The sequence below is a fragment of the Parerythrobacter jejuensis genome (genome assembly GCF_039536765.1).
Lineage (GTDB): Bacteria > Pseudomonadota > Alphaproteobacteria > Sphingomonadales > Sphingomonadaceae > Parerythrobacter > Parerythrobacter jejuensis.
On the sequence record NZ_BAAAZF010000001.1, the window covers coordinates 1,526,682 to 1,552,052 of the forward strand.

The following is a 25,371-nucleotide window of genomic DNA, read 5'->3' on the forward strand; positions in this document are numbered from 1 at the left end:
GATGCAGGCCGTCGCTCCCGTTGCGCCAGCGCAACCGACCCCGCCAGTCGATGACAGCAATACGCAGGGCGCGAGCTCTGCCACAGACCAGTTCGGACTCGGCTTCGAAAGTCTGCTGCAAATCGTGCTGACGCAGCTGACCTATCAGGACCCGCTCGAGCCGATGGACAATTTCGAGTTCGTCTCGCAGCTCGCCCAGTTCTCGCAAATCCAGCAGACGCAGGAAATGGCCGACAGCCTGGAAACGCTGGTCGCCGCACAATCGACCGGTCAGGCCGCCAGCCTGCTTGGCCGCACAGTTGATGTCGCGGCCGGCAACGGTTCGCTTACCGGGGTGGTGACTGCGGTTGCATTCCAGAACGGCACCCCGGCCCTCACCATCGACACAGAAGACGGCAACACGATCAGCGGGCTGCCGCTGGGCAATGTCACGCAAATCAGGGAGACCCCATAATGTTCGGTTCCATTTATATCGGCATGTCCGGCCTGAGCGCCTATTCCAAAGGGCTCGAAACGGTCAGCAACAACGTCAGCAACATGAATACGCAGGGGTTCAAGGCGAGCGACGTGACCTTCAGCAATGTCTATGGCGTGGGCAGCGAAGGCGGCCTGGAATTCGGCAATGGCCAGGCCGGCAGTGGCCATGGTGTTTCGGTCAACGAACTGGCGACCAATTTCAGCCAGGGCGAACTGCGCCAGACCGGCCGTGACCTTGACCTGGCGATCGACGGCAATGGCTTCTTCGTCCTGATGGACGGCAACGAGCAGCTCTATGCCCGCACCGGCAGCTTCGCCGTGGACGATGACGGCTTTATCGTGCTGCAGGGTACTGACTTCAAACTCGGCATTCTCGACGATCAGGGACGCCCCACCGCACTGAATATCGATGCATCGCGCACCGATGCGCCCGAACCGACCCAGACGATCAAGTTTGCCGACAACCTTTCATCGACCGCAACCGAGTTCAGCATTCCCGACCTGACCGTGTTCGGCGCCAATGGCGAGGAGCATGTGTGGTCGATCGCCTTTGCCCGGCCTGAAACTGTGGCCGACAAATGGTCGGTAACCGTGACCAATGCCGAAGGCAACGAAATCGGCGTCAAATCGCTCGAATTCGAGAACGGCCAGATCAAGGCAGGCTCGGGCGAGCTGGAATTCGAAGACGAGGATAATGATCTCAAGATCACGCTCGATTTCTCCGACGGCGTGACCCAGTTCTCGTCTGGCTCTGTCTCGTCCTTGCGCGCGAATGATATTGACGGCCACGGCACCGGCTCGCTCGCGACCCTGACTGTCAATGACAAGGGTCAGGTCGAAATCACCTATACGAACGAGGAAACGCAGGAGCTCGGCGCAGTTGCACTCGCCGATTTCCGCGATCCGCAAGCGCTGGAGCAGCGGGGCAATTCCGTGTTTGCCTATTCCGGCTTTGGCCAGCGGCAATTCCTGTCGGCCAGCGACACACGGGTCGGATCGATCCTGTCGCAACGGCTGGAGGCGTCCAATGTCGATCTGGGCAACCAGTTCAGCGACCTGATCCTGATCCAGCGCGGGTTCCAGGCCAGCAGCCAGATCATCTCTGTCACCAATGACATGATCCAGCAGCTGTTCGGCATCAGGGGTCAGGGCTGATGGGTCAGCCCGTTCCCTGGCTTCCGGCAAGCTGCCTTACTTCGCGCCGGGCGGTGGAACCGTTCGAGCGGATCGTCGAGGGATGGGCTGCGGAATGGTTTCCTACCACAGGCTGGCAGGTTCTTGGCAGCTGGGATGCCGTTGGCCAGCCCGACGCCACCGACTGGGCCGTATTGCGCGATGCCGCCAAGCTTCAGGTGAAAGGCAAGCCGAAGGCCATGCAGGCCCTGGCGCTGGCAATTCTGGGCAGCGAAGCCCAGACAAAATTGACCGACAACGACTTGCGGCTGATGCGGCGGGTCGCTGGGCGCGCGCTCGATGATTTGCAGTCCCGGATCGAACAAAGTCTGGGCAGCAGCCAGAGCCAACCATCCGGCTATGCCGTCGCCAGCGGGGCAATCTACTCGCTCCTGATCGGCGTGGTTGGCGGCGCCCAACTGGCCGTCGAGTGCTCGGCGGCGGACCTCGTCCAGATTGTGCGCGGCACCTTCCCGGTGCAACAGATCGAAGACCCGCTGGATCCGCGCGGCGAAGGCTATGCCGATGCCGCCGTATCGGTCGCTGCCCATCTGGGCGCGACCCCGATCACGCTGGAGGAGCTTTCCGCTCTCGATGTCGGCGATGTCCTGGTGCTCGACCAACCGGCCGACGCCCCAACCCGCCTGGTCATTGACGGCCACACCACCGACCTGCCCTTCGCAATTGTCGAACAGGGCGGAACCATCACACTCGAACTGCAGGATCTGACATGAGCGAAACAACCGAAACCAAGACGGAAGAAACCGCCAAGGCCACTGTCGGTGCCACACGTGCGCGCCTGGTCGATCACGTCGAAGTCACATGCGAAGCCGTGCTTGGCAGCGGCGAGATCACGGTCGGCAAGCTCAATGCGCTGGCCAAGGGTGATGTCGTCGCGCTTGACCGGAGCCCGGCCGATCCGGTCGATATCCGCGTCAATGGCAAGACCATCGCGCGCGGCGAAATCGTGACTGTCGATGACAAGTTCGCCATCCGCCTGACCGAAATCGGCTGACGCAAGGCCCGATGTCCACGCTTTCCCTTCTCGCCGCGGTCGCTGCGGATACAGCGCCCCTTGCCACCGGCACGGGGCCGAGCATTCCGTGGGGCCGGATAATCCTGGCCTTCGTGTTCTGCATCCTGCTGGCCGTGGCGGCAATCGGGTTCATCCGGGTCAAGAACGGCATGTCGCTGATCCCGGACACGATGGCTGCACGCATGAGTGCGTCGGGAGAGGTCACCGCGCCGCCAGCGGGCAAGATGCAGATTGTCCAACGGCTCAGCGTGACGCCAGCCAGCCAGCTGGTGATCGTGCGCCGCGGCACCCAGAATTACATGCTGCATCTTACCAATCACGGCGCGACCGAGATCGACCGTTTCGGTGACGATGGCGTTAGCACAGGCGAGGTGCCAACGGCATGATCCTGCGCGGCATCGTCTTCCTGATCGGGGTGCTGTTGTGCGTCATTCTGGCGAGCCCCGCTTTTGCTGCCGGCGCTATCGCCGAAACAGTGGTGCGCACGGCGGCTCCGGCCACTGGGGTGGAAACGGAAGTGACCCGTACCGCGTTGGTGCTGACCCTGCTGGCGATTGTCCCGGCGTTCATTGTCAGCTCGACCAGTTTCCTGCGCATCGTGGTGGTGTTGGCAATGGTTCGCCACGCTTTCGGTATGCCGCAAACGCCGCCCAATATCGTGCTCACCAGCCTCGCCCTGTTCATGACCGCCTTCCTGATGGCGCCGACGCTCAACCAGGTGAATGACCAGGGCCTGTCGCCCTTCATGGATGGCACGGCGAGCATGGAGGAGGCGATGGATGGCGCGTCCGGCCCGATCAAGACGTTCATGCTCCAGCACACGCGCGAGCGCGATATCGAGCTGGTCTATTCCATTGCGAAAGAGCCGTTGCCGGCGACTGCCCAGGAAGTCGAACTGCTCAAGCTGGTACCCGCTTTCATTATGAACGAGCTGCGGGTTGCCTTCACCATCGGCTTCGTCATTCTGTTGCCTTTCCTGCTGATCGACCTGGTGGTTGCATCGATCCTGCTTTCGCTGGGCATGATGATGGTGCCACCGCAGACGATTTCGCTGCCGATCAAGGTGCTGATGTTTATCCTGATCGATGGCTGGAGCCTTGTCCTGGAGGGCTTGTTAGGCAGCTTCGGATGAGCAGCGGCGGCGCTTCCCGGGGGCTCCGCCTCCTGATGGATGAAGGGCGTGCCGAAGCGGCAGAATGGCGCCACCATGCCCAACAACCCACCGCGCAGTCGCGCCGCGCGCTGTTTGATCGCTATCGCAATTTCGCACTTAAGGTTTCGGGCGATGAATGGCGCCGGATCGGGGACCTGGGTCTTGATCGTGGCGACACCGACCAGCTTGCCTACGAGGCGTTGCTGGGCGCTATCGACCGGTTCGATCCCCATAAGGGTGTACCCTTCACAGCCTACGCCCGCATCCGGCTGCGTGGAACCATCCGCAACGCCTTGCCCAAGGCGACCGAAGCAACCGCAATCTACAATGCGAAAAAGCGCATCGAACGCGATCGCCTGCGTTCGCTGAAGCATGCCGCGGATTCATCGTCCGACGAACCGTTGGAGCTGCTGCGCGAACTCGCGGTGGGCATTGCCATCGGCTTCATGCTGGAGGATGCTGGCGAAGCCGGGCTGGACGTGATGCCATCTGCCGATCCTTCGGCCTATGATGCTGTTTCGTGGCAGCAGCTGGTCGGCGAATTGAACGAACGGTTGGGCGCCCTGCCCGATCGCGAACGCATGATTCTGGAATATCACTACAAGCAGGACATCCAGTTTACCGAGATTGCCAAACTGCTGGGCGTCAGCAAAGGTCGTATCTCGCAAATTCACAGCCAGGCGCTCAAGCGCTTACGCACATTGCTTTCCAAATTCCGCTGACCGGGGGACACTCAGACCATGGCCGAACAACTTGCTACCGATGAAGAGATCAACACACTGGTTGGTGCACTTCAGACCGAGAATGATGACGACATCGCACCGATCGATACTCTGCTCGGCAAATATCCCGATGATCCGCGCCTGCACTTCATGCGCGGATCGGTGCTGGCCGGGAAATCGCGCCCGCTGGAAGCCCATGAAGCCATGAAACGCGCCGTCGAGATTGCGCCGGGCTTTGCCATTGCGCGCTACCAGCTGGGCTTCTTTGAAATGACCAGCGGGGAGGCCGATCGTGCCTTGTCGACCTGGGGACCGCTGCTGGCCCAACCCGATGACAATTACTTGCGCGTATTTGTCGAAGGCATGACCCATCTGATCCGCGACGAATTTGAACCGACCATCGAGAAGTTCGAGCGAGGCATCGCTTTGAACCAGGAGAACGAGCCGCTGAACAACGATATTCGCCTGTTGATGGGCGAAATCAGGAAGCTGGCCGAAAAGCGGGCCGAAAACCCCGATGCCGATTCCGATGACCTGTCAGCAACCTCGCTGATTCTGGGCCAGTTCGGCGGCAACAAAACGATCAACTAAGGCTGGGCCCGGCGTGCAAACGGACTTCACCCCATGACCCGGGTTGGCAACACCGAACAGGTGATGGCGCTGGTGCGCAACCAGCTCCAGCGCATGGCCCGGCGCGAGAAGAGCGAGAAGACGCAAAAGGCAGGAAAGCCCGAAGCGCGCACGCTCACATCGCGCGAACGGGTGCAGGCCCTCAATGCCATCAAGGACCTGTCGGAAGAGGATTTCACCCAGAGCTTCGTGCGCGCCATGCTGAGCGAGGAATTCGGCGAGAAGGTAAGCAATTCCCCCGGTTTCCAGCAGGTGATCGAACGAACCGCCAGCGCCATGCGGGCCGATTCCGAAATTGCCGCATTGCTCAACCGGGTGCGGGGCGAGCTGTAGGCTATGCTTAAGGGCATCCGTTGCCCTTTGCGCTACTGTATTGCTAGATACAGGCAAAAGACAACGACCGGGACTCGCACAATACTCACCCCCGACGCAGAGGGAGAAGTCCGGTGAAGCGCATTATAATTTGCTGTGATGGTACGTGGCAGAGTCTCGACAATGACTGGCCAACCAATGTGCAAAGAATTGCACAGTTCATCAAACCCACGGGCTCCAACGACATAACCCAAACACTCTACTACAATGGTGGGGTTGGCTTAGGTGATCTTGGCAACCGCATTGCAGGTGGTGTTTTTGGCGCAGGGCTCGACGACGAGATAGAAAAGGCCTTCATTTTCCTGAGCCTGAACTACGAACCCGAGGACGAGATTTATCTCTTTGGCTTCAGTCGGGGAGCCTACACCGTCAGATCACTCGCAGGACTGATCCGAAGCTGTGGAATATTCAAACGAAACAATATCGGCGATATTCCAAAGGCGATGGTTCTCTATCGAAACCGTTTGATCGGGCCCGATCACGACGAATGCATAAATGTCAGGATCGACAATTCGCCTACACGCACTGTGCATCCCCCCAATATCCATTTCATCGGGTGCTTCGACACTGTTGGGTCGCTGGGCATTCCAATCCAGGTACCATTGTTCCCGTTCGATGATTTCTCTCGCAACAAACACCAATTCCATGACACCCAGTTGAGCTCGATTATCAAGAACGCGCGTCATGCTGTAGCAATTGACGAGCAACGCAAAGACTTTGATGTCACCAAGATGCTCCCGCAAAGATCCGGCCCTTCAGATTCTACTTTCGAGGAAAGATGGTTCCCGGGGACCCACACATGTGTGGGTGGTGGCATCCGCTCGAGCCGGGGGCTCGCAGACGGCCCCCTTCGCTGGATGATCGAAGAGGCGAAAGCTTGCGGCTTAGAATTCAACCAGTCGGAAGTAGATGCATTTACGCACGAGGACTCTACCATCGAATTCGAGCCAAGCGAGCGCTCACTACTTGGACAATATCGTCCGCTGACTCCCCGCGAAGGACCAACCGAAGCAGAGGCTTTTTCGCCCCAAGCGATCCAAAGATGGGAGTCACGCTTGGACTACAGACCGGAGCAAATGGCCGAATTCTTTGACTAGTTGGCCGGCTCCTCTTCCAGCATGGCTTTCAGCTTGCCCAGCGCCTGGCTGCGCAGCTGATGAACGCGTGGCACGCTGACTTCGAGGATCTCGGCGATTTCGGTCAGGTTCAGCTCCTCCACGAAGAACAGCTGCAGCACCAGCTGGAGCCGCTCGGGTAACGCGCGCATGGCCTCGATCAGCCGCTCCCGGTCATCCATCGCAGCCAGCATCTGGAACGGATCCGGCGTATCGTCGGCAAAGGCACAATTGGCCTCGTCATAGCTTTCTTCGATCGAGCTCAGGCGCGTTTGCGAGGCCTCGATCGCGCGCAATTCCTCTACGCTGCAGCCAAGTTTTTCGGCGGTCTGCGCGGGTGACGGCGGGTATCCGAGCTGACCGGTCAATACGTCCATGGCGGCCTCGTATCGCCGGCGCTTTTGTACCACGGTCCGGCTATCGGGCATGGCCTTGCGCACAAGATCGAACATCGCTCCGCGCACGCGCATCTTGGCATAGGCGGCAAAGCCGTCCTCGGTCGGACCGTTATGGCGGCGGGCGCATTCGGTCAGCGCGATCATGCCTGACTGGATCAGGTCCTCCACCTCCAGCCCGTCGCGACCGACCCCGAATATATGCCAGGCCGCACGCCGGACCATTGGCACGAAGCGGCGCACGCGCTCCTCCACCTCGGCGGGCGAGGCATAGGCCTGTGCGGCGGCAAATCCGGAGGAGTCGTGCTTCATGCGGTCAAAGTCTCTTCATCGGGTGCGATCAATCCGGGTTGATCTGGCGTGATTTGATCGGGCGCTGCTGGTTCGGGTTCGCCGATCACCGCCGCCACTTCGACCGGTTGGCTCGCGGGCAATTCCTGGATCGACAGGACCAATGCCTGCGGCACGCGGGTCTTGAGCAAGGCCGCAAGAGCTCGCCGCACCGGTGGTTGTACGATCAGCGCGACGACGCCGCCGGTCTCGCTGGTCAATTGCTCCATCCGCAGGGCGATCATGGCGCCGCAATCGGGCTCGATCAGCGGTTGGCCGGTGGCCGGATCGGTCATCCCGCCCAGGATCGCGCCCTCGAGCGCGGCATCCAGAGTGGCGACTTTCAGCGGAGTCCCGACCGGGCAGACCTGGCCTACGATCCAGCCGCCCAGATCGGCACGGATGTGATCGACCAGCTCGTTGAAATCCTGCGTCTTTTGCAGGCCCAGCGCGAGGCTGGTGAAGATCGGCTGCGGGTGCCCGAGGCCGATCCCGTCTGCAATCAGGGCGCGCAGGATGCGGGTAAGCGCGGCGAGCGAGAGCGGTTCGGGATGGATCGCTTCGACCAACCCTGCCGAGCGATCGCGCAGCGCGTCGAGCATCGCCCGCACTTCCTCGGGGCCGAGCAGGTTTTCCCCGCGCGCCAGCAGCAGCTGGTTGAGATGGGTCGCGATGACAGTGCTGGGATCGACGGTCAGATAGCCTTCCGCAATCGCCAGTTCGCGCTGGGCAGGATCAATCCATAGCGCCGGGCAGCCGAAGCTGGGATCGCGGGTCTCGATGCCGGACACACTGGCCGTTCCCGCAACATCGCCGGTATCGATGGCCAGCACCTTGTCCGGCCGGACTTCGTCCTGGCCCAAGATCACGCCGCCCAGCGTTACGCGATAGGAATTGGGGGGCATTTCGATGATGTCGCGCACCCTGAACTGGGGCAAGACAAAGCCGAATTGGCGCGACAATTGTTTGCGGATGCCGGTGATGCGGGCCACCAGCGGAGAGCCGCGGGCCTCGTCAACAAAATGGACTAGGCCGTAGCCGAGCTCGACCGAGACCAGCGTCTGGTCGGTGACTTCCTCGATCCCGAACTGGTCGGGCGGGCTTGGATCGATCTGCAACTCGGCGGGTTCGGGCGTGTTGGCCCGTTTGCGCAAGAGGTACCAGGCACCAAAGGCAAGCGAGGCAGCAGGCAGAAACAGCAATTGCGGCATAGCCGGGATCAGACCGATTGCGCCCAGCACGAGCGCCACCGGCAACCAACCGCGTGCCTCGGCAAACTGGCCACCAATCTGGCCGAACAGATCCTTGGTATCGGTAACGCGGGTCACAATCGTCGCCGCTGCGATCGACAGCAGCAAGGCCGGGACCTGCGCGACCAATGCGTCACCCACAGCCAGCGTGACATAGCGTTCACCGGCCTCGGCCGCGCTCAGATCATGGGTTATCATCCCCAGCGCAAAGCCGGCGATGATGTTCACGCCCAGGATCAGGAGTGCGGCAATCGCATCGCCTTTTACGAATTTCGAGGCGCCATCCATCGCACCGTAGAAATCCGCCTCGATCGCGACTTCGGCGCGGCGTTTGCGGGCCTCGTCTGCCGTCATGAGTCCGGCGGCGATATCGGCATCGATCGCCATCTGCTTGCCAGGCAAGGCATCGAGCACAAACCGCGCCGACACTTCCGAAACACGGCCAGCACCCTTGGTGATCACCACCATATTGATGATCAGCAGGATCACGAACACGAAGATGCCGACGATGAAATTGCCACCGACCAGGAATTCGCCGAAGCTGTTGATCACCTGCCCGGCTGCCGCCCCGCCCTCGTGGCCATTGACCAGAACGATGCGGGTCGATGCGACGTTCAGCGAAAGGCGCAGCAAGGTTGCGAACAGCAGGACCGAGGGAAAGGCCGAAAAATCGAGCGGTCGCACGGAATTGAGTGCAGTGGTCAGGATGGCCACTGACAAGGCGATATTGAGGACGAAGAACACGTCCAGCATGACCGTCGGGATCGGCAAGACCATCAGGACGATCAACGCCAGGATACCGGCTGGCAAGGCAAATGCGCCCGGGATCGAAAGGACCCGCGCAATCACAGGCCGAACGCCTTCAGCCGCGCATAGGCACGGCGGGCATGATCACCGGCACTGCTCGATGCAGGCTCGCTGCCAAGTGCGAAATTGTCGCGCAGCAAGGTACTGATCTTGGGTAACTGCGGCATGGTCGGCGCGGGAATGGCTGCTGCTGCAGCGCCAAGACTCGTGGGATAGCGTTGCATTTGCGGGCGCGTCACCGGCGTTCCGGAGGTGGCCGGGGCAGAGGCTATGCTTGCTGGCGCGAACACTCCTGCTGGCAAGAACGCGCCTGCTTGCGAAAACATGGGAGCGGCATCACCCGCGGGCATCGCCCGCTCGATCTTGGTGCGCAGGACATCCATCACACCGGACAGGCTGCGCGGTGCCCCGCCGGGGGAATAGAAAATTGGCCGGTTGGCGGCTGCGGCCTTACCGAACAGGGCCGGCGCCGGGGCATCGGGCGAACGCTTCAGGGCGGTCAGGAAACGCGAGGCACCGCCGCTGCCCAGAAAATGGGCGAGATAGAGCTCGCCCGCATCCGGCTCCCGCCCCAGCACAGGCACCAGCGCGTCACGATTGTCTTGTGCGAGGGCGCCCGCCATCAGCGAGGCGACCTGCGGATCGTTGCGCAGCGCGAGGATCTGCCCGCGCTGGACGGGATCGCTGACCACCGGTCCACGCGATCCGGGCTGGATCGCGCTCGCAACCTGACCCAGGCCCAGCGAAGGCCCGTGACGACGCATGACGTCGAGCCAGGTCGATTCAATAAACTGGAACAGCCCTGTCGCGCTGGAAGTCGGGGCCTTGGCCGTGGGATTGAGGCTCGATTCAACCTTGGCCTGGGCCAACAGATAGCCGAAATCGACGCCTGTCCGTTCCGAGGCTTGAGCTATCGCCGTTTGCACGCGCGGCGGGGCCGACGCAGCTGGCTGGTGCAGTATGGGAAGAGACCGGGCGTCGCTCACGTAATGGATCCTGTTGCGTCCGGGTTCATTCCGGACTGGACCCGTTCACAGCAAAGGGCGTGCCAAACTGGCCGATCACCTGCGCCCGGCGCTCAATAATTGACTGCCCGCGCCAGCTGATACGTGCCCGCCCCGCCCGAGAGGGCATCGAGCCGGGCCGAAACATTGGCCGCGAGCAGGTTGCGCACACGGCGGTTGATCTCATTCAATTGGCGCGCCGTTTCCAGCAACCCGCGATGATCGTCGCCCAAACCATCGGGTTCACAAGCCTCGATCCGCTCACACATGGCGAGCTTTCCACGGCTGGCTGCCACCAGGCCGTCGAGATCGAGCGCGGCAAGCGCTTGCCGCTCCTCCTCCAGAACGGCAATCATCTGCCGCAAATCTGCGGTAAGCTGCACCCTGTCTTGCGATACCGAAGTGCTCATTCGCCATGCCCCAGCATCAGCCGCGCCGCGATCAGGGCATCGGCAATTTGGGTCGGGACGATCGGGTAACTGCCGTCTTTCAAGGCCGACCGAATTTCAGCGACACGATCACTGTCGACCGGCGGCTGGCCAGGCTCAATTGCGGCGCCCACTTCGACGCGGACCCCTTCGGGCGCAGGCGCGCTGTGTTTCGCGACGTCCTGCCGCGCGCCGGAGTGCCCGGTGGCAGCCCGCGTTCCTGGCCCGATCGGGTGCGAGGGGGCGATGGCTGCCAGCCTCTGGGTGTCTAACGGTGACATGATCAGTTCCTATCCTTTTCCAAACCCCAGAACGGCACTGCGCGCGCGTGTTTAAGGGGGTATGAGAAGAAATCTTGCAGCGGTGCGCTAGTCCGACGGGATGACGACCAGGCCCGGACGTTCGATCCGCGCCCGCACTGATCCGGCCTTGCGGCTGGTGCGGACCTTGATCCAGTCTCCAACTGCACCGCCCTCTTCGGCTTCGCCTTTCTGCTGCACCGAAAATCCGCGGCCGCGCACTGCGATGGTGATCATTTCGCCGCGCGCGACAACCGGCTGAGATGTTTGCGCCACGGCTTCCCGCACCAGGTTGACATAGATGCGCCATCCCCCGGCGCCGGGGCAGGCGACCTGCACTGTCCGGCCAGGCGCGCCATACCAGTCGAGGGCAAGCGGACCGCTGCAAGTTTGCAACCGCAAGCGGCGGTCGACCGGTGCGCGCGCGCCGCCACTGGTGCCAATCGCGTTGCCGGTGAAACCTTCCACCAACCGGTCAATCTGCGCCGCATCTTGATAGGACGGGGCCTGCGCGGCGGCTGGGGCCGCGATCACAATCGCAGCCAGTAAAACGGGGTGTCGCATGGGAGCCTCCTCAGGTTGAATATCCCAGCACCACTCCAGCAAAGCGCGTGCCATTTGGGCCCGGGATGCCCCTAGGTATGACTACCGATCCCACCGGTCGCCGCGCCTTCATCATAAAATGCCAGACATGCAGCAAAGGTCAGGCCGCAGATCGGCGCGCCGGGCCAGAGGGGTCCGTCCCACGGAGAATCAAGCATGGGTTATCAGCAATCGTTCGGCAGTTTTTCGCTGGGGCGCCTCGGGCGTCGGAGGCGGCATTCCGATATGCCGGAGAACGCATCACCGGCCCCGGAGGCGGATACTGGCTTCGGCGATGCAGCCAGGCATGATTTGCTGGACCAGATTGCTGCATTCCTGCTGCGCAATCATCTCGACATCACGCCTGCCAATCTCGGTATCGCGCATGCGGTTCAGTCCGGCAGCGATCTCGATCTCGCACAGAAAATTGCCGACCGGCAGATCGATGGCGAGCCGATCACACAAGGCTGGCTGGACGAAATTACCCTCAAGCCCGACCCCGCCGAGGCCGAACGCGCCGCCATCGAAAAGATGATGGACCAGCTCGAAGACTCGATCACGGGTTTCGCCAAGACGACCGAGACAGCACGCAGCGAGACCGGGGCGTGCCGCGATGAATTCGACCAGCAACTGTCTGCCGCCGATCCCGGTGCAAACGGCATGAACCCGGAGCCTTTCCTGACGATATCGAAGGCCATGTTGAGCACGCTCCAGCGGATCGAAACCAGCATGAAACACAGCCAGGCCGAAACCGAGAAACTACAGACCAACCTTGCCAAGGCCCGTTCTGAAGCCAATTGCGACCATCTTACCGGTCTCCCCAATCGGCGCGCGTTCGAGCGCGAGCTCTATGCCTTTCACAAACAGGCTCTGGAGTCCGAAGAGGATCTGTTCGTCGCCATTTGCGATGTCGATCACTTCAAGCGGGTCAACGACACATTTGGCCACGATACGGGCGATCGCCTGTTGCGGGCCATTGCCGGGATCCTGCAATGCTTCGCCTCCGAAGATTGCTTTGTCGCCCGCCACGGCGGAGAGGAGTTCGTGATCCTGATTCGCGCTGTCGACCAGGAAGGCGCTTTCGAGCGGCTCGACAAGGCACGGCGCGAGCTGGAGGGGCGGAAATTCGTCGATCGCCGGCAAAACCGGCCGATGGGCAAGATCACATTCTCTGCCGGTCTGTCGAATGTGATGGACACCCCCAATCCACGCGATGCCCTGGCCGCAGCCGACGCAGCGCTTTACCGCGCCAAAGAGCAGGGGCGTAACCAGATCATTGCCGATTGACGCCTGCTTTCCGGCACTCAAGCTATCACATCAGGGACGAACAGCCGCGGCATCATAGGCCAGGACCACGTAGACATCGCTGGATGGACCAGGCTCGATAATCAGGCGCGGGGAATAGCCCGCCATGTTCGCTTCCCCTGCCATACGCGATGCCCGCTCCCACACGCGGTTCCGGTCCTGCGCGAGATAACGACCGAATATGGTCAGCCGGATGCGCGGGTCGGGCGCTTCCAGGGCCAGCCACTCGGTCAGACTTGTTCCTCCGTCCACCTCCCGAAACAGCGCGTGGCCCTGCGCAACCACAGTATCACGTGGACGGACAGGCTCCCGCTCACGTGCGGCAACGAAACCCGCCAAAGTGGTCAGAAACAGGATCAGGGCCAGGTCGGCCAGGATGACTTGCCACGCCGATGTGCCGATGCGGATCATGCGGCGTGGCTTTCAACTGTGCTGCGCGGCGGACAGGCCGGTTCAAGCTGTTGCGCCATCCATTGGACCAGTTCCTCCCTGTCTTCCTCCTCCTTGCGTCCGCGCCGCGCAATGGCAGCGGCCAAAGGATGGAAAAGCAGATGCGCGAACATCAATCCGTAAAAAGTAGAGACCACCGCCGTGGAGACCGAAGCCATAACATCGCCTCCACCCGCAAGCTCTGATCCCGGCAGTTGGCTGAGCGCGATAAGGGTGCCCGCAAGGCCCAACACCGGGGCAAGCTCGCCCGCTTGCTCCAGAGCGGCAATCGCAGTTTCGCGGCGCAAGGTGCGTTTCGCGACATGTTGACGATGCTGGTCGAGCAGAGCTGTGGTGGAGCGTTGGCGGATCATGGCCGCAGTCGCATCGCGCAATTCCTGATCGGAAACGGCGGCAGCATGAACACGGATCACGCCATCACGGCGCATCTGTTCAACCTGGCCGGCCAGCTCCGCCCGCTGTTCTGACAAGTCGAACTTGCGCGTCACCAGCGCTCCCAACTGGCGCGCCGTCTCACGACTGTCCCGCCAACCCGTCCGGGCCAGAGCCACCACGATCGTGCCGGTCGCGACAAAACCGGCGCTGACCGGATCGATCAAGAGCTGTGCATCCACGGTTGGTGTCCTTTCGCTTCATTCGTGAGAACGGCAGGCAGGACCCATCCTTAAGGTGCGCCCAATTGCCGGATTAGCGGCAAGCGCTTGCCGGTCAGCGCCCTATGAAATCTAAATTCTCGCTGTTTTTCAATGTCCTAGAGATTTCTGGCACGGGGATTGCTCTAACAGACACCGAAAGGAAGGACGATGAGCGAAAGACTGTTCGGCATCCATGGCGCAGCGCTGGAATTGCGCTCGCAGCGCATGGGATTGCTCACCAGCAATATCGCAAACGCCGCCACACCCGGCTACAAAGCGCGCGATATCGATTTTGCCGCAGCCCTTGCCGCCAAGACCAGTGGTGCGGGCACGGACCAGGCGCTGGCCGGCAACACGCTCTATCGCATTCCGACCATGGATTCCGCCGATGGCAACACGGTGGAGCTCGCCAACGAGCAACTCGCCTTTGCCGAAAACGCCGTCGCCTATTCGGCCACCTTGTCCTTTGTCCAGGGCAAGGTCGATACCGTCAAACGCGCGCTGAAGGGTGAATGACGATGCCCCAGAGCAACCCGCAAACACTGAATATCTTCACTCTCGCCCAGCGCGGCATGTCCGCCCAGATGGTGCGGATGAACGCGGCGGCCTCGAACCTGGCCAATGCAGGATCGGTCGCGGGCAGCGAGGCCGAGGCCTACCGCCCGCTGCGCCCGACATTCGAAGCGGAACTGGACCGGGCATCGGGCCTGACCGGTGTGCGCGTTACCAGCGTCTCCCCGTCCGATATCGCCCCCATCCGCCGGCACGATCCGGGTCATCCGCTCGCCGACGCAAACGGCGATGTGTGGGAGGCCCCCGTCGATGAAACCGGCGAAATGGTCGAAATCATGGAAAGCGCGCGCCAGTACCAGAACCTGGTCGAGGCGCTCCAGACAGCCAAGCAATTGATGCTCGAAACGATGCGGAGCAAATGACAATGACCGATAGTATTTCCCCGACGACAAGTCCCCGGATCACGCCCGTGGCCGCCAATGCGCTGAACGCCCTCAATGCCCCGAGCAACCGCCAACCGGACAGCGGATTCAGCACGTTGGACCAAGGCGATTTCCTGCGCTTGCTGACTGTCCAGCTGCAGCAGCAGGACCCGCTCGAGCCAGTCGATAACAAGGACATGCTGGCCCAGATGGCCCAGTTCAGCGGCCTCGCCGGGACCACCACCACCAATGCCACGCTGGAAGAAATGTCGGGCAAGCTCGACGCGCTGATCGAAGCGCAGCGCCAGTCTGCGGCTGCCAACCACGCATACACCTACAATTCGTGAGGACATGAATCATGACCAGTTTCTACACATCGCTTAACGGGCTCAAGAACGCCGAAACGGATCTGGGCGTGATCGCCCATAATATCGCCAATGCGGAAACGACCGGCTTCAAGAAGTCGAGCACGCAATTCGCCGATATCATCTCCAACGGCTCGGCCGCCGATCCGCGTCTGTCGGTCGGGATCGGTGCGACGGTCAGCTCGATTGACCAGAACTTTTCGCTCGGCGCGATCGAGCAGACCGGCCGCAGCCTCGATCTCGCGCTCGATGGCGATGGCTTCTTCGCCGCCCGCAACACCGAAAACAGCGAAATCAGCTTCACCCGCAACGGCAACCTGCAGGTCGATGGTGGCGGCAATGTCACCGACGCCAGCGGCAACCGCTTGCAGGTGTTCCAGACCGATACCGCCGGCAATGTGCTGAACACGGCATCCACTATCGATGCAACAGTGCCGATCACCAATGCCGGCGGGTCGGATTTGTCCAGTATCACAGTCGAGAAGAACGGTGTGGTCTTCGCCGCCTATGCCGACGGGACCAGTGACGCGATTGGCCGGGTGGCGGTGGCCAACTTTACCGCGCCCAACGGACTGCGTTCGATCGGCCAGACCAAATGGGAAGCAACCGGAGTATCCGGCGCACCCAATTACAATTTGCCGGGTATCGGCAATGCCGGGCAGATCCTATCCGGCGCGCTGGAACGCTCCAATGTCGACCTGGCCGAGGAAATGGTCTCGCTGATCACGGCGCAGCGCAATTTCCAGGCCAATGCCAAGGCGATCGACACCGCGACACAGATTTCCCAGACGATCATCAACCTGCGGACCTGATCGCAATGGACCGCCTGATCTACACCGCCCTTTCGGGAATGGATGCGGCCATGAACCGGCAGCGCGCCGTGGCGAACAACCTCGCCAATGCCAGCACGCCCGGTTTCCGCGCCGAAGAACTCTCGGTCAAACCCGTTACGATCAAGGGCGACGGGTTCGAAGCGCGCAGCCTTTCGCAAGGGGCGGTGCGCGGGGCCAATATGGATGGCGGCACCGTAACCCATACCGGCCAGCCGATGGATATTGCGCTGGTCGGCAATGCCTTGCTGGCGCTACAGGCAAGCGACGGCACAGAAGTCTATTCGCGCCGCGGCGACTTGCGGGTCAGCGCCACCGGCGTGCTTGAGAATGGTGACGGTCTGCCCGTCCTTGGCGAGGCCGGCCCGATCACTGTGCCTGCCGGGAGCCAGCTCGCTATCGGCGAGGATGGCGGCGTGTTCTTGCGCGACCCGGCGACACCCGAAGCACCGCCCGAGCTGGTGGCCCAGATCAAGCTCGCCAACCCTGAAGGCAGCGCCATTATCAAGGACCTCGATGGCTTCCTGCGCGTACCGGGCGGCGGCGCCTTGCCCGGCGACCCGACTGCCCGCGTTATCGCCGGATCCCTCGAAGGGTCCAATGTCGATACGGCCACCACGCTGGTGCAGATGATCGAGGCGCAACGCAGCTTCGAACAGCGCACCAAAATCATCTCTACCGCAGACGATCTCGACCAGGCAGGCGCCCGGTTGATGAGCCTGCGCTGAGCCAATCCGAGACGGAGCTAAGCCATGCCCACTTCCGCCCTTCATGTCGCCCGCACCGGGCTAGAAGCCCAGGACACGCGGATGCGCGTGATCGCCAACAATCTCGCCAATATCGGCACCACCGGGTTTAAACGCGACCGCGCAAACTTCGAGACGCTTGCCTATCAGGATGCGCGCGTGGCCGGTGCCCGATCGACCAACGAAACCGCCTATGCCGTGGGACTCAACCTCGGCAACGGCGTGGGTGTCCAAGGCACCAGCCGGATCGAAACACAAGGCACGCTCAGCACCACCGGCAACGCCTTCGACCTGGCGCTGGACGGGCCCGGCCTGTTCCAGATCGAACTGCCCGGCGGCCAGCAAGGCTACACCCGCGCAGGAAATTTCACGCTCAGCGCGGATGGCCAATTGGTGACCGCGCAAGGATATGTCGTGCAGCCCGCGATCCAGGTCCCGCAGGGCGCGCAATCGATTACCGTCGCACCGGACGGCACCGTCAGCGCCACCCTGCCCGGCGATGCGGCCCCGGCCGAACTGGGCCAGCTGACCATTGCCAGCTTCCCCAATCCCGCGGGCCTGCAGGCCATTGGCGACAATTATCTGGTCGAAACTGCGGCCAGTGGTGCCGCCGAAATCGGCCCGGGCGGCGACAATGGTCGGGGATCGATCCGCCAGGGAATGCTGGAGGCCAGCAATGTCAACGTGGTCGAGGAACTGGTCGAAATGATCGAGGCGCAGCGCGCTTACGAGATCAATTCCAAGATGATCAGCAGCGTCGATGAAATGCTGCGCAACGCCAACCAGACCCTGTGACCCATTCCCAAGCGAGGCCACTTATGAAGATTTTCCAGATCCCGATTGCGCTCGCCGCCCTCGCCACACTGGGCGGTTGCATGGCCGATGGCGTGCGGCCGATGGCCGGTTTCGGACCACCGCCGGTTCCGCAAGCCCGCCCGTCCTTCGCGCCGCCACCCGGTAGAGTCGGTTCTGGGGCCAACGATGGCGCAATCTATCAGGCCAGCACCGGCTATGCCGCGCTGCATGAAGGCCTGCGCGCGCGCAAAGTTGGCGATATTGTCACCATCGTACTGGTCGAAAGTATCGGCAGTTCGAAAAGCACTTCGTCCCAAACGGGGCGCAGCGGGTCGGCCGGATTGACCCCTCCCACCGCCGGCCCGCTTTCATTCCTCAATCCCGATGCCCTTAAAGCTGCGGCAGATTCGTCGTTCAAAGGGACGGGCAATGCCGCCCAGCGCAGCACTCTCAACGGGGCCATTGCGGTCACCATTGCAGATGTACGCCCGAACGGGACTGCGCGCGTGATCGGGGAAAAGCATATGGCGCTGAGCCAGGGTAAGGAGTTCGTGCAATTCGCCGGCATCGTCCGCCTTGCCGACATCAATGGCGACAATCGCATTCTGTCCACGCAGGTCGCCGATGCCCAGATCCTCTATTCCGGCAAAGGCGCCATCCAGCGGGCGAGCAAGCCCGGCTGGCTCTCCAGCTTCTTCGCCAAGATTTCGCCCTTTTGAGGAGATATGTGATGCACAAGATTCTCTTCCTGATCCTCGCCGCCTTTGCCCTTGCCCTGCCCGGCACGGCCCAGGCCGAGCGGATACGCGACCTCGGTTCCTTCCAGGGCCTGCGCGCCAACCAGCTGACCGGATATGGCGTGGTGGTGGGCCTGCAGGGCACTGGTGACGACAATCTGGAATATCTGACCGAAGCCATGCGGGGCATTTCCGGACGGCTCGGAATGCCCTTGCCGCCCGGTGTTTCTCCCGGCCTCAAGAATGCCGCCGCCGTGATCGTCACGGCAGAGCTTCCGCCCTTTGCCAAGCCGGGCCAGCGTATCGACATCACGGTTTCGACACTGGGAAAGGCCAAGTCGCTGCGCGGCGGCGCTCTGATCCTGACCCCGCTTATGGGCGCGGACGGGCAAGTCTATGCCATGGCCCAAGGCAATGTTGCCGTGGGCGGATTGGGCGTGTCCGGGCGTGACGGATCACAATTGACCGTCAACGTACCCACAGTCGGGCGCATTGCCGACGGGGCGAGCGTCGAGCGCGCTGTTGCCACCGGCTTCAACCGCGAGGGCCGCCTGCGCTACAATCTTCACCAGGCCGATTTCCTGACGGCCAGCCGTGTGCGCGACGCAGTCAATCGCCGCTTTCCCGGTGCTGCCAGCATCGTCGATGGCGTGACTCTCGAATTCGTCCTGCCGCTAGGCAATAATGACCGGTCTGCGATGATGGCCCAGATCGAGATGATCGCTGTCACGCCTGCCCCGCAAGCCGCGCGGGTAATCGTCAACAGCCGGACCGGTACGGTGGTGATAAACCAGGCCGTGCGCCTGCAACCCGCCGCCATCAGCCACGGCAAGCTGACCATCCGCATCGATGAGGCCCCACGCGTGGTCCAGCCCGCACCCTTCAGCGAGGGCGTGACGGCGGTGGAGGAATCCTCGACCCTGTCGCTCGAAGAGCAGACCAGCAATGTCATCGCCATGCCAGGCGCCGCCTCGCTGTCGGAAATCGTCGACGCGCTCAATCTGCTGGGCGTGGGTGCGTCGGACCTCGTCGTTATCCTCGAAGCGCTCAAACAGGCCGGCGCCTTGCAGGCCGAGATGGTTGTGCTGTGATACCTCCGGTTGCCCCCAATCTCGTCGGCCCAACTTCCGTCGAACGCAGTTCGGTTGGCCCGATTGACGCGGCGCTTTCGCCCGAACGGCTGGAGCTGCGCGAAGCAGCGCAGGCGTTCGAGGCGATTTTCGTCCGCCGCCTGCTTGCCTCTGCGCGCGCCAGTTCAATTGCCGACCAGACGCCCTTTACCGGGCCGGGTCTGCAGCAATTCGAGACCATGCGGGACGAGCAAGTCGCAGGCCTGGCCGCAGAAACAGGCGCCTTCGGGCTCGCCGACCAGATCGAACGCCAGCTGGCTGCGATGATCGAGCAGAAGGAGCTGAGCAACAATGCCCGCTGACCTGATGCAGATTGGCAAGAGCGGCACGGTTGCCGCCCGTTCGGCGCTGGATGTGACCGCGCAAAACATCGCCAATGCCAACAATGAGGATTATGCGCGCCGCTCGGTCAGCCTGTCAGAAGTCACGGCGACCGGCAGCGTCGCCTTCTATTCCGACAGCGCGCTGTCCGGCGTGCGCGTCGACCAGGTCCGCCGCATGGACTCGCTCTTCCTGCAAAACCAGGCACGGCGCACCGGCAGCGATGTCGCCCGCGCCGATGCCGAACTTTCGGGCCTGCGCAATGCAGAGGCATCAGTCGAACAAGCCGGCATCTATCCTGCGATCGTGGAGTTCGAAGCGTCACTTTCTGCCTTGCGATCCGACCCGCTCGACGGATCGCTGCGCGCAGCGGTGGTCGAAAACGGCCGGACACTGGCGGAGACCCTCCGGATCGCGGACGGTGCCCTGTCCCTGGCAGGAGACCAGATCCGCTTCGAAGCCACCAGCGGAGTGGAGCAGGTCAATCTGGCCTCTGCCGAACTCGTCCGCATCAATACCGCCATTGTCCGCACCCGGCCCGGCACATCGAGCCACGCCACATTGCTCGACCAGCGTGACGCCCAATTGCGGCAATTGTCCGATACTGCCGGAATCGCGGTCAGCTACCAACCCAGCGGTGTGGTCAATGTCCAGCTGGGTGACGCCTCCGGCCCCTTCCTCGTACAGGGTACACAGGCGGGCATACTGGCCACCACGAGCAATCCGGATGGCACCATCGCCTTTGCGCTGGACGGTGCCCCGGCCAATCCCGCCAGCGGCAGCCTCGCCGGCCAGGCTCAGGCCTTGTCGGCCCAGCGTGATATCGGGACTGCGCTCGACACGCTGGCCTCGCAGCTCATGCATCAGGTCAACGATGCGCAGGCCAGCGGGGTCGCCCTTGATGGCAGTACCGGCCAGCCATTCTTCGCCGGAACCGGCGCAAGTGACATTGCGGTGGTCCTTCCCGGCGGCAATGGCCTTGCAACCGCGCCCGCCGGATCGCCCGCCGTCAGCCGCGATACCGCCAATATCGATGCCCTGCGCAGCGCACTCGCCAATGGCGGGCCAGCGTCAGAAGCGGACCGCATCCTGTTCGAGCTCGCCAATGCCGTGTCCAGCCGCGCCACCACGCGCGACGCGCTGGGGGCCATTGCCGAAACAGCGCAGATTGCCCTGTCGCGCGAAACCGCCGTCGACCTTGATGCCGAAGCGGCCAATCTGGTCCGCTACCAGCGGGCGTTCCAGGCCTCGGGCCGGGTGATCCAGGTTGCGAGCGACATTTTCGACACCGTGCTGGGACTGAGATAAGGCCATGACCTTCGACGCTGTCACCAATTCCACCGCGGCCTTTTTCCGCCGATCGCAAGTGCAGATGGATGCGCTGCGGGCAGAGGCCGAGGCGCTCCAGCTGCAAGTCTCGACCGGCGAGCGGCTGGAGCGGTCTTCGGACGATCCGGTGGCTTCGGCCCGTTTGCGCAGCCTCGCCCGGGCGGACCGGCTGGCCTCTGTCGAGGCGAACAATTCCGCGCGCGCCAAAGAGGAAATCACCGGCGCAGCGACCCGGATGGAGGATATCGCCAACGCGCTGATCCGCGCCCGCGAGCTGGCGGTGCAAGCCGCCAGTGATTCGACCGCACAGGACACGCGCGTCGCCATTGCAGACGAGCTGGAGGCGTTACGCCAGACCATCTTTGCCAGCCTCAACGCAGCGGGCAGCACCGGCCGCGCATTGTTCGGCGGCGAGGTCTCGGGTCCGCCCTATGCGCTCGATCCTGCCGGCAACGCGCTCTATACCGGTGGGACCGACCCCGGTGTGCTGGCCATAGCCGAGGGGGTCGAGGTAGAGCGCGGCATCACCGGGCCGTCAGTCACCGAGTTCAGCTTTGGCGGCAACGCGACCGACACGCTCGCTTTCTTGCGCACCATCGCCAACGGATTGCGGGGCGTTGTGAGCGACCCGGCCCAGTTTGCGCGCGACTCTATTGCCGGGTTCGACGCCGCACTCGACACGCTCAATCGCGGGCAGACCGTCCTCGGCGTCCGGTTCGCCTGGATCGATACGGTCGACCAGGCGCAGCAATTGCGCGCCGAGGCTCGCGCGCAGGAAGGCGGCGATATTGGCGGCACCGATCTCGCCAGCGCCATCACCCAATTGCAGCAGACACTGACCGTGCTGGAAGCGAGCCAGGCCAGCTTTGTGCGCCTCGCCTCGCTCAGCCTGTTTGACCAGATTTAGGCCCCCGCGCCGGAAGGAATTGAGCAATGTTCGCAGCAGTCGGGATCATAATCCTGCTCCTCATGGTGTTTGGCGGTTTCGTGCTCGCGGGCGGGTCGCTGGGCCCGGTGCTGGTGGCGCTGCCGTTCGAGATGATGATCATCGGCGGGGCCGCAATCGGCGCGACCGTGATCGGCAATTCCATGCACGAGCTCAAGCTGATCGGCGGCGGCTTTGCCAAGGTTTTCAAGGGACCGAAATATTCGGACACCGACCATATCGACGCGATCGCACTGGCCAGCAAGCTGATGAAAATCCTGCGGGCCGAAGGCGCGGTGGCGCTGGAAAGCCATGTCACCGAGCCGGAAAATTCCGCCATCTTCGCCGAATACCCCAAGCTCCAGGCCGATCCTGCCGTGGTCAACCTCATCTGCGACGCGCTCACGCTGATGGTCGTCTCCAGCGGCACGCTGGAAACCCATGCGGTGGAGGACGTGATGGACAGCGCGATCAAGGCGCAATTGCACGAGATGGACGAGCCCGCCCACGCGCTGCAGACCCTGTCTGACGGCCTGCCTGCGCTGGGCATTGTTGCCGCCGTGCTGGGCGTGATCAAAACGATGGGATCGATCAACGAACCGCCCGAAGTGCTGGGCAAGATGATCGGCGCTGCGCTGGTCGGCACCTTCCTCGGCGTGCTGCTGGCCTATGGCTTTGTCGGCCCGATGGCGGGGCGGCTGAAACAGGTCAACGCGCATGACGCGCAGATCTACCACTCGATCAAGCAGGTGATTGTCGCCAGCCTCCATGGCTACCCCCAGCCGCTGGTGCTGGAGGCCGCGCGCAGCGGATTGCCGCCCGCGCACCGGCCCAAGCTGACCGAGCTGCTCGATATGATGCGGGGCAAATAGCATGGCGACCCAACCCGCGCCCCAATCCGAACCCGCGCAGCCACAGGACGCCCCAGCCGCGCCCGATGGCGCCCTCACCCCCGAAAACGCGCTCGCCCCGATCATCGTCAAGAAGATCACGATCGAGGAAGGCGGGCATCATGGCGGGGCGTGGAAGGTCGCCTATGCCGATTTCGTCACCGCGATGATGGCGTTCTTTCTGCTCCTGTGGCTGTTGGGCGCGACGACGGAGGACCAGCGCAAGGGGCTGGCCGATTACTTCACCCCCACCCTAGTCAAGCTGAAGGAACAGAGCGCGGGCAGCGACGGGATGCTGGGCGGCAGCTCGATCACCGATGCGGACAATTACCCCAACCGCGCCGGGCAGACCGGCACGCAATCGATCACTATCCCTCGCGCGGCCACCGGCGGCGCGCACAAGGATGGCGCGCCCACTGTCGAGGAGATCGAGGCCCAGGCAGAGCACCGCCGCAAGGCAATGATGGCGCAAATCAAACGGCGGCTGGAGCAGGAGCGCGCCTTGCGCAAACTGGTCCGCCAGGTCCGCGTGGTGCGCACCCCCGAAGGGATCCGGATCGACCTGGTCGACGATGCCGATTTCTCCATGTTCGCGCTCGGCACCACCGTGCTGGTGCCCGAGGCCCGCCAGCTGATCGGCGTGATCGCCCAGACGCTGGGCAGCGAAGGCCCCAGCGCCGGCGCCCAGCTGATCGTGCGCGGCCACACCGATGCGCTCAAATGGAAGCCGGGCGTAAGAGCCAACAATTGGAGCCTCAGCACCGGCCGCGCCGAAGCCACCCGCCAGGAACTCCTGCGCGGCGGCCTGGCCGAAGGACGCTTCGCCCGGATCGAGGGCGTGGCGGATCGGGAGCTACTGGTGAAAGAGAACCCGGCTGATCCGCGGAACCGGCGGATTTCGGTGTTGGTGTTGGATTAGGCCAAAGGCAGTCCTTTAACGATCTTCAATGCGGCCCTCAGCAAGGCGCCAATGGCTGAGTCCATACCGAAGTACGAAAGCAGCCAAGTTTCATTTGCTATCATCCATTGGCTTAATCCGTAAGTTATAGTCACCATACCAACTGCGCCTGCTGTGATACTCTTCCGATTCAGCCAAATCCATCTTGATGAAGCGATGACAAAGTTGAAAATAGTCGATTGGACAATCAGGATGTACGATTCTGAATTATTTTCAGTAGTATCACTCAAAATTTTAAGTGCCGATCTAGTTTCATCGTCAAGATACTTTTTCGTCTCTGCAAATTGTACGATTTTCTTCAAGCCTTCATGGGCATTCTCAACGCGACCCTTTCTTGATGTCGTTACAGCCTCGTCAAGCTCCCAAAGATCAGGATGCAACGAAATTAACGCGTTATGCGACCTAATCACATTCTTGAATGTTAGTAGTGTCGTTTCAGATAAGTCTGGCAGGTCGGAATCATAGGCTTTTGAAATCTGCGCTTCGAATAGTTTCCTGACAGCATCCCCTCGCATCACAAGTTGCACATCATCAGACCATTCTTCGACTGAAGGAAATGAAGCCCTATACCGCTGCATAATCGGCTTTAGGTAGGCAGCGCTATTTATCTCGCATTCCGCAAGCATCGTATCGGTGGCGAATATAACCTCCTGTATAGCAGATTTTTTTACTTGGGAGGACTGGGTCTTTGTTTTTGGTTCGTCAATTTTCATCGATCCTTCAGTCGGCAAAAACTCATAGCCCGCTCGAATTTGTGACTGACTTGCTTGATGGTCAACGAGAGACTCTAAGCACTCGAGACATGTTTCAGCCAACAAACTGTTCACTTGCGTGATATTGTCACTTTCAAGGAAAGCTCGATTCTCTAGAATTTTCGACTCTATCTCGGACCACAGGAAGGGTGGGATATTGCTCCCAGCCTCTCCTAGGAACCGGAATTCGAACCACATTACCCAGACATTCCAAGTTTCATTCCTAGATCTCAGCCAACTCTCTGTATTCTTCCATGCTTCGAAGAATGGACTTTCGGAAGTTAGCGCAGGGCGGAGCGCCTCACCCTTATGATGATTTAGGTGATTAATATGGTAATCAAAATCTCCCCAGACATCACTCATTATTTCATTCGGTCCAACCCCAAGATTTGACGAATAGTTCCGGCCATTATCCAGTATTGACTGGATGCAACGCCGCAATTGTTCTTGGTTTTCTATTCTCGAGGTAGGCAAATGAGAATTCAACATAGACCT

At 61.9% G+C, this 25,371-nt stretch carries 33 protein-coding genes; 24 read left to right on the forward strand and 9 right to left on the reverse strand.

Annotated elements, in window-relative coordinates; translation table 11 throughout:
* Position 1 precedes the first annotated feature (1 nt).
* The 10 genes from ABD653_RS07495 to ABD653_RS07540 all read left to right on the forward strand — a co-directional run bounded on the left by ABD653_RS07495 (position 2) and on the right by ABD653_RS07540 (position 6,660).
* Positions 2-454: a flagellar hook assembly protein FlgD gene (locus ABD653_RS07495; protein WP_160778106.1), complete on the forward strand. Its 453-nt coding sequence runs from the start codon at positions 2-4 to the stop codon at positions 452-454.
* Positions 454-1,632: a flagellar basal-body rod protein FlgF gene (gene flgF, locus ABD653_RS07500; protein WP_160778107.1), complete on the forward strand. Its 1,179-nt coding sequence runs from the start codon at positions 454-456 to the stop codon at positions 1,630-1,632. The genes ABD653_RS07495 and flgF overlap by 1 nt, the downstream gene beginning before the upstream one ends.
* Positions 1,632-2,384, forward strand: coding sequence for a FliM/FliN family flagellar motor C-terminal domain-containing protein (locus ABD653_RS07505; RefSeq protein ID WP_160778108.1), 753 nt, complete (start codon positions 1,632-1,634; stop codon positions 2,382-2,384). The genes flgF and ABD653_RS07505 overlap by 1 nt, the downstream gene beginning before the upstream one ends.
* Positions 2,381-2,665, forward strand: a complete 285-nt coding sequence (locus ABD653_RS07510) for a FliM/FliN family flagellar motor switch protein (protein ID WP_160778109.1) — start codon at positions 2,381-2,383, stop codon at positions 2,663-2,665. Before ABD653_RS07505 ends, ABD653_RS07510 begins: the two co-directional genes overlap by 4 nt.
* Positions 2,666-2,676: 11 nt before the next feature.
* Complete coding sequence (locus ABD653_RS07515; protein WP_160778110.1) at positions 2,677-3,072, forward strand: hypothetical protein; 396 nt, start codon at positions 2,677-2,679, stop codon at positions 3,070-3,072.
* The gene (gene fliP, locus ABD653_RS07520) at positions 3,069-3,818 is read left to right on the forward strand and encodes a flagellar type III secretion system pore protein FliP (RefSeq protein WP_160778111.1); all 750 of its coding nucleotides are present in this window, start codon (positions 3,069-3,071) and stop codon (positions 3,816-3,818) included. The genes ABD653_RS07515 and fliP overlap by 4 nt, the downstream gene beginning before the upstream one ends.
* The gene (locus ABD653_RS07525; RefSeq protein ID WP_160778112.1) at positions 3,815-4,561 is read left to right on the forward strand and encodes a sigma-70 family RNA polymerase sigma factor; all 747 of its coding nucleotides are present in this window, start codon (positions 3,815-3,817) and stop codon (positions 4,559-4,561) included. Before fliP ends, ABD653_RS07525 begins: the two co-directional genes overlap by 4 nt.
* A gap of 18 nt (positions 4,562-4,579) precedes the next feature.
* The gene (locus tag ABD653_RS07530; RefSeq protein WP_160778113.1) at positions 4,580-5,152 is read left to right on the forward strand and encodes a tetratricopeptide repeat protein; all 573 of its coding nucleotides are present in this window, start codon (positions 4,580-4,582) and stop codon (positions 5,150-5,152) included.
* 33 nt (positions 5,153-5,185) lie between these two features.
* The gene (locus tag ABD653_RS07535) at positions 5,186-5,524 is read left to right on the forward strand and encodes a hypothetical protein (RefSeq protein WP_160778114.1); all 339 of its coding nucleotides are present in this window, start codon (positions 5,186-5,188) and stop codon (positions 5,522-5,524) included.
* Between the two features lie 113 nt (positions 5,525-5,637).
* The gene (locus ABD653_RS07540; protein WP_160778115.1) at positions 5,638-6,660 is read left to right on the forward strand and encodes a DUF2235 domain-containing protein; all 1,023 of its coding nucleotides are present in this window, start codon (positions 5,638-5,640) and stop codon (positions 6,658-6,660) included.
* On the opposite strand, the gene ABD653_RS07545 is transcribed toward ABD653_RS07540, so the two are convergent.
* The 6 genes from ABD653_RS07545 to ABD653_RS07570 form a co-directional block, all read right to left on the reverse strand.
* Positions 6,657-7,385 carry a sigma-70 family RNA polymerase sigma factor gene (locus ABD653_RS07545; RefSeq protein ID WP_160778116.1) on the reverse strand — a complete coding sequence of 243 codons (729 nt, stop codon included), beginning with the start codon at positions 7,383-7,385 and terminating at the stop codon, positions 6,657-6,659. The genes ABD653_RS07540 and ABD653_RS07545 overlap by 4 nt on opposite strands.
* Complete coding sequence (locus tag ABD653_RS07550; RefSeq protein ID WP_199801167.1) at positions 7,382-9,430, reverse strand: flagellar biosynthesis protein FlhA; 2,049 nt, start codon at positions 9,428-9,430, stop codon at positions 7,382-7,384. Before ABD653_RS07550 ends, ABD653_RS07545 begins: the two co-directional genes overlap by 4 nt.
* Before the next feature lie 68 nt (positions 9,431-9,498).
* Positions 9,499-10,446 (reverse strand): transglycosylase SLT domain-containing protein, encoded by a 948-nt coding sequence (locus tag ABD653_RS07555; protein ID WP_199801070.1) that lies wholly within the window; start codon positions 10,444-10,446, stop codon positions 9,499-9,501.
* A gap of 92 nt (positions 10,447-10,538) precedes the next feature.
* The gene (locus tag ABD653_RS07560; RefSeq protein ID WP_234032114.1) at positions 10,539-10,874 is read right to left on the reverse strand and encodes a flagellar protein FlgN; all 336 of its coding nucleotides are present in this window, start codon (positions 10,872-10,874) and stop codon (positions 10,539-10,541) included.
* Positions 10,871-11,173, reverse strand: a complete 303-nt coding sequence (locus ABD653_RS07565) for a flagellar biosynthesis anti-sigma factor FlgM (RefSeq protein ID WP_160778118.1) — start codon at positions 11,171-11,173, stop codon at positions 10,871-10,873. Before ABD653_RS07565 ends, ABD653_RS07560 begins: the two co-directional genes overlap by 4 nt.
* Before the next feature lie 87 nt (positions 11,174-11,260).
* Positions 11,261-11,755 (reverse strand): flagella basal body P-ring formation protein FlgA, encoded by a 495-nt coding sequence (locus ABD653_RS07570; protein ID WP_160778119.1) that lies wholly within the window; start codon positions 11,753-11,755, stop codon positions 11,261-11,263.
* A 195-nt stretch (positions 11,756-11,950) separates the two neighbouring features.
* On the opposite strand from ABD653_RS07570, the gene ABD653_RS07575 reads away from it, so the two are divergent.
* Positions 11,951-13,060, forward strand: coding sequence for a GGDEF domain-containing protein (locus ABD653_RS07575; RefSeq protein WP_160778120.1), 1,110 nt, complete (start codon positions 11,951-11,953; stop codon positions 13,058-13,060).
* 30 nt (positions 13,061-13,090) lie between these two features.
* Here the strand turns inward: ABD653_RS07575 and ABD653_RS07580 are convergent, their stop codons facing one another.
* Complete coding sequence (locus ABD653_RS07580) at positions 13,091-13,489, reverse strand: hypothetical protein (RefSeq protein WP_160778121.1); 399 nt, start codon at positions 13,487-13,489, stop codon at positions 13,091-13,093.
* Positions 13,486-14,142: a MotA/TolQ/ExbB proton channel family protein gene (locus ABD653_RS07585; RefSeq protein ID WP_160778122.1), complete on the reverse strand. Its 657-nt coding sequence runs from the start codon at positions 14,140-14,142 to the stop codon at positions 13,486-13,488. The genes ABD653_RS07580 and ABD653_RS07585 overlap by 4 nt, the downstream gene beginning before the upstream one ends.
* Before the next feature lie 189 nt (positions 14,143-14,331).
* Between ABD653_RS07585 and flgB the strand changes: the two genes are divergently transcribed.
* Genes flgB through ABD653_RS07650 form a run of 13 tightly spaced genes read left to right on the forward strand, consistent with a single transcriptional unit; the run spans position 14,332 to position 24,085 of the window.
* The gene (flgB, locus tag ABD653_RS07590; protein WP_160778123.1) at positions 14,332-14,679 is read left to right on the forward strand and encodes a flagellar basal body rod protein FlgB; all 348 of its coding nucleotides are present in this window, start codon (positions 14,332-14,334) and stop codon (positions 14,677-14,679) included.
* 2 nt (positions 14,680-14,681) lie between these two features.
* Entirely contained in the window at positions 14,682-15,098 is a 417-nt protein-coding gene (gene flgC / locus ABD653_RS07595) for a flagellar basal body rod protein FlgC (RefSeq protein ID WP_160778124.1), read from the forward strand.
* A 2-nt stretch (positions 15,099-15,100) separates the two neighbouring features.
* The gene (locus ABD653_RS07600; RefSeq protein WP_160778125.1) at positions 15,101-15,445 is read left to right on the forward strand and encodes a flagellar hook assembly protein FlgD; all 345 of its coding nucleotides are present in this window, start codon (positions 15,101-15,103) and stop codon (positions 15,443-15,445) included.
* 11 nt (positions 15,446-15,456) lie between these two features.
* Positions 15,457-16,275 carry a flagellar hook-basal body protein gene (locus tag ABD653_RS07605; RefSeq protein ID WP_160778126.1) on the forward strand — a complete coding sequence of 273 codons (819 nt, stop codon included), beginning with the start codon at positions 15,457-15,459 and terminating at the stop codon, positions 16,273-16,275.
* Between the two features lie 5 nt (positions 16,276-16,280).
* The gene (locus ABD653_RS07610) at positions 16,281-17,021 is read left to right on the forward strand and encodes a flagellar basal body rod protein FlgF (RefSeq protein ID WP_160778127.1); all 741 of its coding nucleotides are present in this window, start codon (positions 16,281-16,283) and stop codon (positions 17,019-17,021) included.
* Positions 17,022-17,045: 24 nt separating this feature from the next.
* On the forward strand, positions 17,046-17,834 hold the full coding sequence (gene flgG, locus ABD653_RS07615; RefSeq protein WP_160778128.1) for a flagellar basal-body rod protein FlgG: 789 nt from the start codon (positions 17,046-17,048) through the stop codon (positions 17,832-17,834).
* Between the two features lie 23 nt (positions 17,835-17,857).
* Positions 17,858-18,553 (forward strand): flagellar basal body L-ring protein FlgH, encoded by a 696-nt coding sequence (locus ABD653_RS07620; RefSeq protein ID WP_160778129.1) that lies wholly within the window; start codon positions 17,858-17,860, stop codon positions 18,551-18,553.
* 11 nt (positions 18,554-18,564) lie between these two features.
* Positions 18,565-19,662 (forward strand): flagellar basal body P-ring protein FlgI, encoded by a 1,098-nt coding sequence (locus ABD653_RS07625; RefSeq protein WP_160778130.1) that lies wholly within the window; start codon positions 18,565-18,567, stop codon positions 19,660-19,662.
* Positions 19,659-20,003, forward strand: coding sequence for a rod-binding protein (locus ABD653_RS07630; RefSeq protein ID WP_160778131.1), 345 nt, complete (start codon positions 19,659-19,661; stop codon positions 20,001-20,003). Before ABD653_RS07625 ends, ABD653_RS07630 begins: the two co-directional genes overlap by 4 nt.
* Positions 19,993-21,330 (forward strand): flagellar hook-associated protein FlgK, encoded by a 1,338-nt coding sequence (gene flgK, locus ABD653_RS07635; RefSeq protein WP_160778132.1) that lies wholly within the window; start codon positions 19,993-19,995, stop codon positions 21,328-21,330. Before ABD653_RS07630 ends, flgK begins: the two co-directional genes overlap by 11 nt.
* A gap of 4 nt (positions 21,331-21,334) precedes the next feature.
* A complete protein-coding gene (locus tag ABD653_RS07640; RefSeq protein WP_160778133.1) occupies positions 21,335-22,258 on the forward strand; it encodes a flagellin N-terminal helical domain-containing protein in 924 nt (307 codons plus the stop codon).
* A 26-nt stretch (positions 22,259-22,284) separates the two neighbouring features.
* A complete protein-coding gene (motA, locus tag ABD653_RS07645) occupies positions 22,285-23,148 on the forward strand; it encodes a flagellar motor stator protein MotA (RefSeq protein ID WP_160778134.1) in 864 nt (287 codons plus the stop codon).
* Between the two features lies 1 nt (position 23,149).
* Positions 23,150-24,085: a flagellar motor protein MotB gene (locus ABD653_RS07650; RefSeq protein ID WP_160778135.1), complete on the forward strand. Its 936-nt coding sequence runs from the start codon at positions 23,150-23,152 to the stop codon at positions 24,083-24,085.
* On the opposite strand, the gene ABD653_RS07655 is transcribed toward ABD653_RS07650, so the two are convergent.
* Entirely contained in the window at positions 24,082-25,239 is a 1,158-nt protein-coding gene (locus ABD653_RS07655; RefSeq protein ID WP_160778136.1) for a hypothetical protein, read from the reverse strand. The two genes, ABD653_RS07650 and ABD653_RS07655, sit on opposite strands and share 4 nt — an antisense overlap.
* Positions 25,240-25,371 lie beyond the last annotated feature (132 nt).

Excerpts from the sequence above, each read along its gene's own strand:
- ABD653_RS07495 (WP_160778106.1), top strand. The coding sequence starts at position 2 with ATGCAGGCCGTCGCTCCCGTTGCGCCAGCGCAACCGACCCCGCCAGTC.
- flgF (WP_160778107.1), top strand. The coding sequence starts at position 454 with ATGTTCGGTTCCATTTATATCGGCATGTCCGGCCTGAGCGCCTATTCC.
- ABD653_RS07505 (WP_160778108.1), top strand. The coding sequence starts at position 1,632 with ATGGGTCAGCCCGTTCCCTGGCTTCCGGCAAGCTGCCTTACTTCGCGC.
- ABD653_RS07510 (WP_160778109.1), top strand. The coding sequence starts at position 2,381 with ATGAGCGAAACAACCGAAACCAAGACGGAAGAAACCGCCAAGGCCACT.
- ABD653_RS07515 (WP_160778110.1), top strand. The coding sequence starts at position 2,677 with ATGTCCACGCTTTCCCTTCTCGCCGCGGTCGCTGCGGATACAGCGCCC.
- fliP (WP_160778111.1), top strand. The coding sequence starts at position 3,069 with ATGATCCTGCGCGGCATCGTCTTCCTGATCGGGGTGCTGTTGTGCGTC.
- ABD653_RS07525 (WP_160778112.1), top strand. The coding sequence starts at position 3,815 with ATGAGCAGCGGCGGCGCTTCCCGGGGGCTCCGCCTCCTGATGGATGAA.
- ABD653_RS07530 (WP_160778113.1), top strand. The coding sequence starts at position 4,580 with ATGGCCGAACAACTTGCTACCGATGAAGAGATCAACACACTGGTTGGT.
- ABD653_RS07535 (WP_160778114.1), top strand. The coding sequence starts at position 5,186 with ATGACCCGGGTTGGCAACACCGAACAGGTGATGGCGCTGGTGCGCAAC.
- ABD653_RS07545 (WP_160778116.1), bottom strand. The coding sequence starts at position 7,385 with ATGAAGCACGACTCCTCCGGATTTGCCGCCGCACAGGCCTATGCCTCG.
- ABD653_RS07550 (WP_199801167.1), bottom strand. The coding sequence starts at position 9,430 with ATGGTCTTGCCGATCCCGACGGTCATGCTGGACGTGTTCTTCGTCCTC.
- ABD653_RS07560 (WP_234032114.1), bottom strand. The coding sequence starts at position 10,874 with ATGAGCACTTCGGTATCGCAAGACAGGGTGCAGCTTACCGCAGATTTG.
- ABD653_RS07565 (WP_160778118.1), bottom strand. The coding sequence starts at position 11,173 with ATGTCACCGTTAGACACCCAGAGGCTGGCAGCCATCGCCCCCTCGCAC.
- ABD653_RS07570 (WP_160778119.1), bottom strand. The coding sequence starts at position 11,755 with ATGCGACACCCCGTTTTACTGGCTGCGATTGTGATCGCGGCCCCAGCC.
- ABD653_RS07575 (WP_160778120.1), top strand. The coding sequence starts at position 11,951 with ATGGGTTATCAGCAATCGTTCGGCAGTTTTTCGCTGGGGCGCCTCGGG.
- ABD653_RS07580 (WP_160778121.1), bottom strand. The coding sequence starts at position 13,489 with ATGATCCGCATCGGCACATCGGCGTGGCAAGTCATCCTGGCCGACCTG.
- flgB (WP_160778123.1), top strand. The coding sequence starts at position 14,332 with ATGAGCGAAAGACTGTTCGGCATCCATGGCGCAGCGCTGGAATTGCGC.
- flgC (WP_160778124.1), top strand. The coding sequence starts at position 14,682 with ATGCCCCAGAGCAACCCGCAAACACTGAATATCTTCACTCTCGCCCAG.
- ABD653_RS07600 (WP_160778125.1), top strand. The coding sequence starts at position 15,101 with ATGACCGATAGTATTTCCCCGACGACAAGTCCCCGGATCACGCCCGTG.
- ABD653_RS07605 (WP_160778126.1), top strand. The coding sequence starts at position 15,457 with ATGACCAGTTTCTACACATCGCTTAACGGGCTCAAGAACGCCGAAACG.
- ABD653_RS07610 (WP_160778127.1), top strand. The coding sequence starts at position 16,281 with ATGGACCGCCTGATCTACACCGCCCTTTCGGGAATGGATGCGGCCATG.
- flgG (WP_160778128.1), top strand. The coding sequence starts at position 17,046 with ATGCCCACTTCCGCCCTTCATGTCGCCCGCACCGGGCTAGAAGCCCAG.
- ABD653_RS07620 (WP_160778129.1), top strand. The coding sequence starts at position 17,858 with ATGAAGATTTTCCAGATCCCGATTGCGCTCGCCGCCCTCGCCACACTG.
- ABD653_RS07625 (WP_160778130.1), top strand. The coding sequence starts at position 18,565 with ATGCACAAGATTCTCTTCCTGATCCTCGCCGCCTTTGCCCTTGCCCTG.
- flgK (WP_160778132.1), top strand. The coding sequence starts at position 19,993 with ATGCCCGCTGACCTGATGCAGATTGGCAAGAGCGGCACGGTTGCCGCC.
- ABD653_RS07640 (WP_160778133.1), top strand. The coding sequence starts at position 21,335 with ATGACCTTCGACGCTGTCACCAATTCCACCGCGGCCTTTTTCCGCCGA.
- motA (WP_160778134.1), top strand. The coding sequence starts at position 22,285 with ATGTTCGCAGCAGTCGGGATCATAATCCTGCTCCTCATGGTGTTTGGC.
- ABD653_RS07650 (WP_160778135.1), top strand. The coding sequence starts at position 23,150 with ATGGCGACCCAACCCGCGCCCCAATCCGAACCCGCGCAGCCACAGGAC.
- ABD653_RS07655 (WP_160778136.1), bottom strand. The coding sequence starts at position 25,239 with ATGAGTGATGTCTGGGGAGATTTTGATTACCATATTAATCACCTAAAT.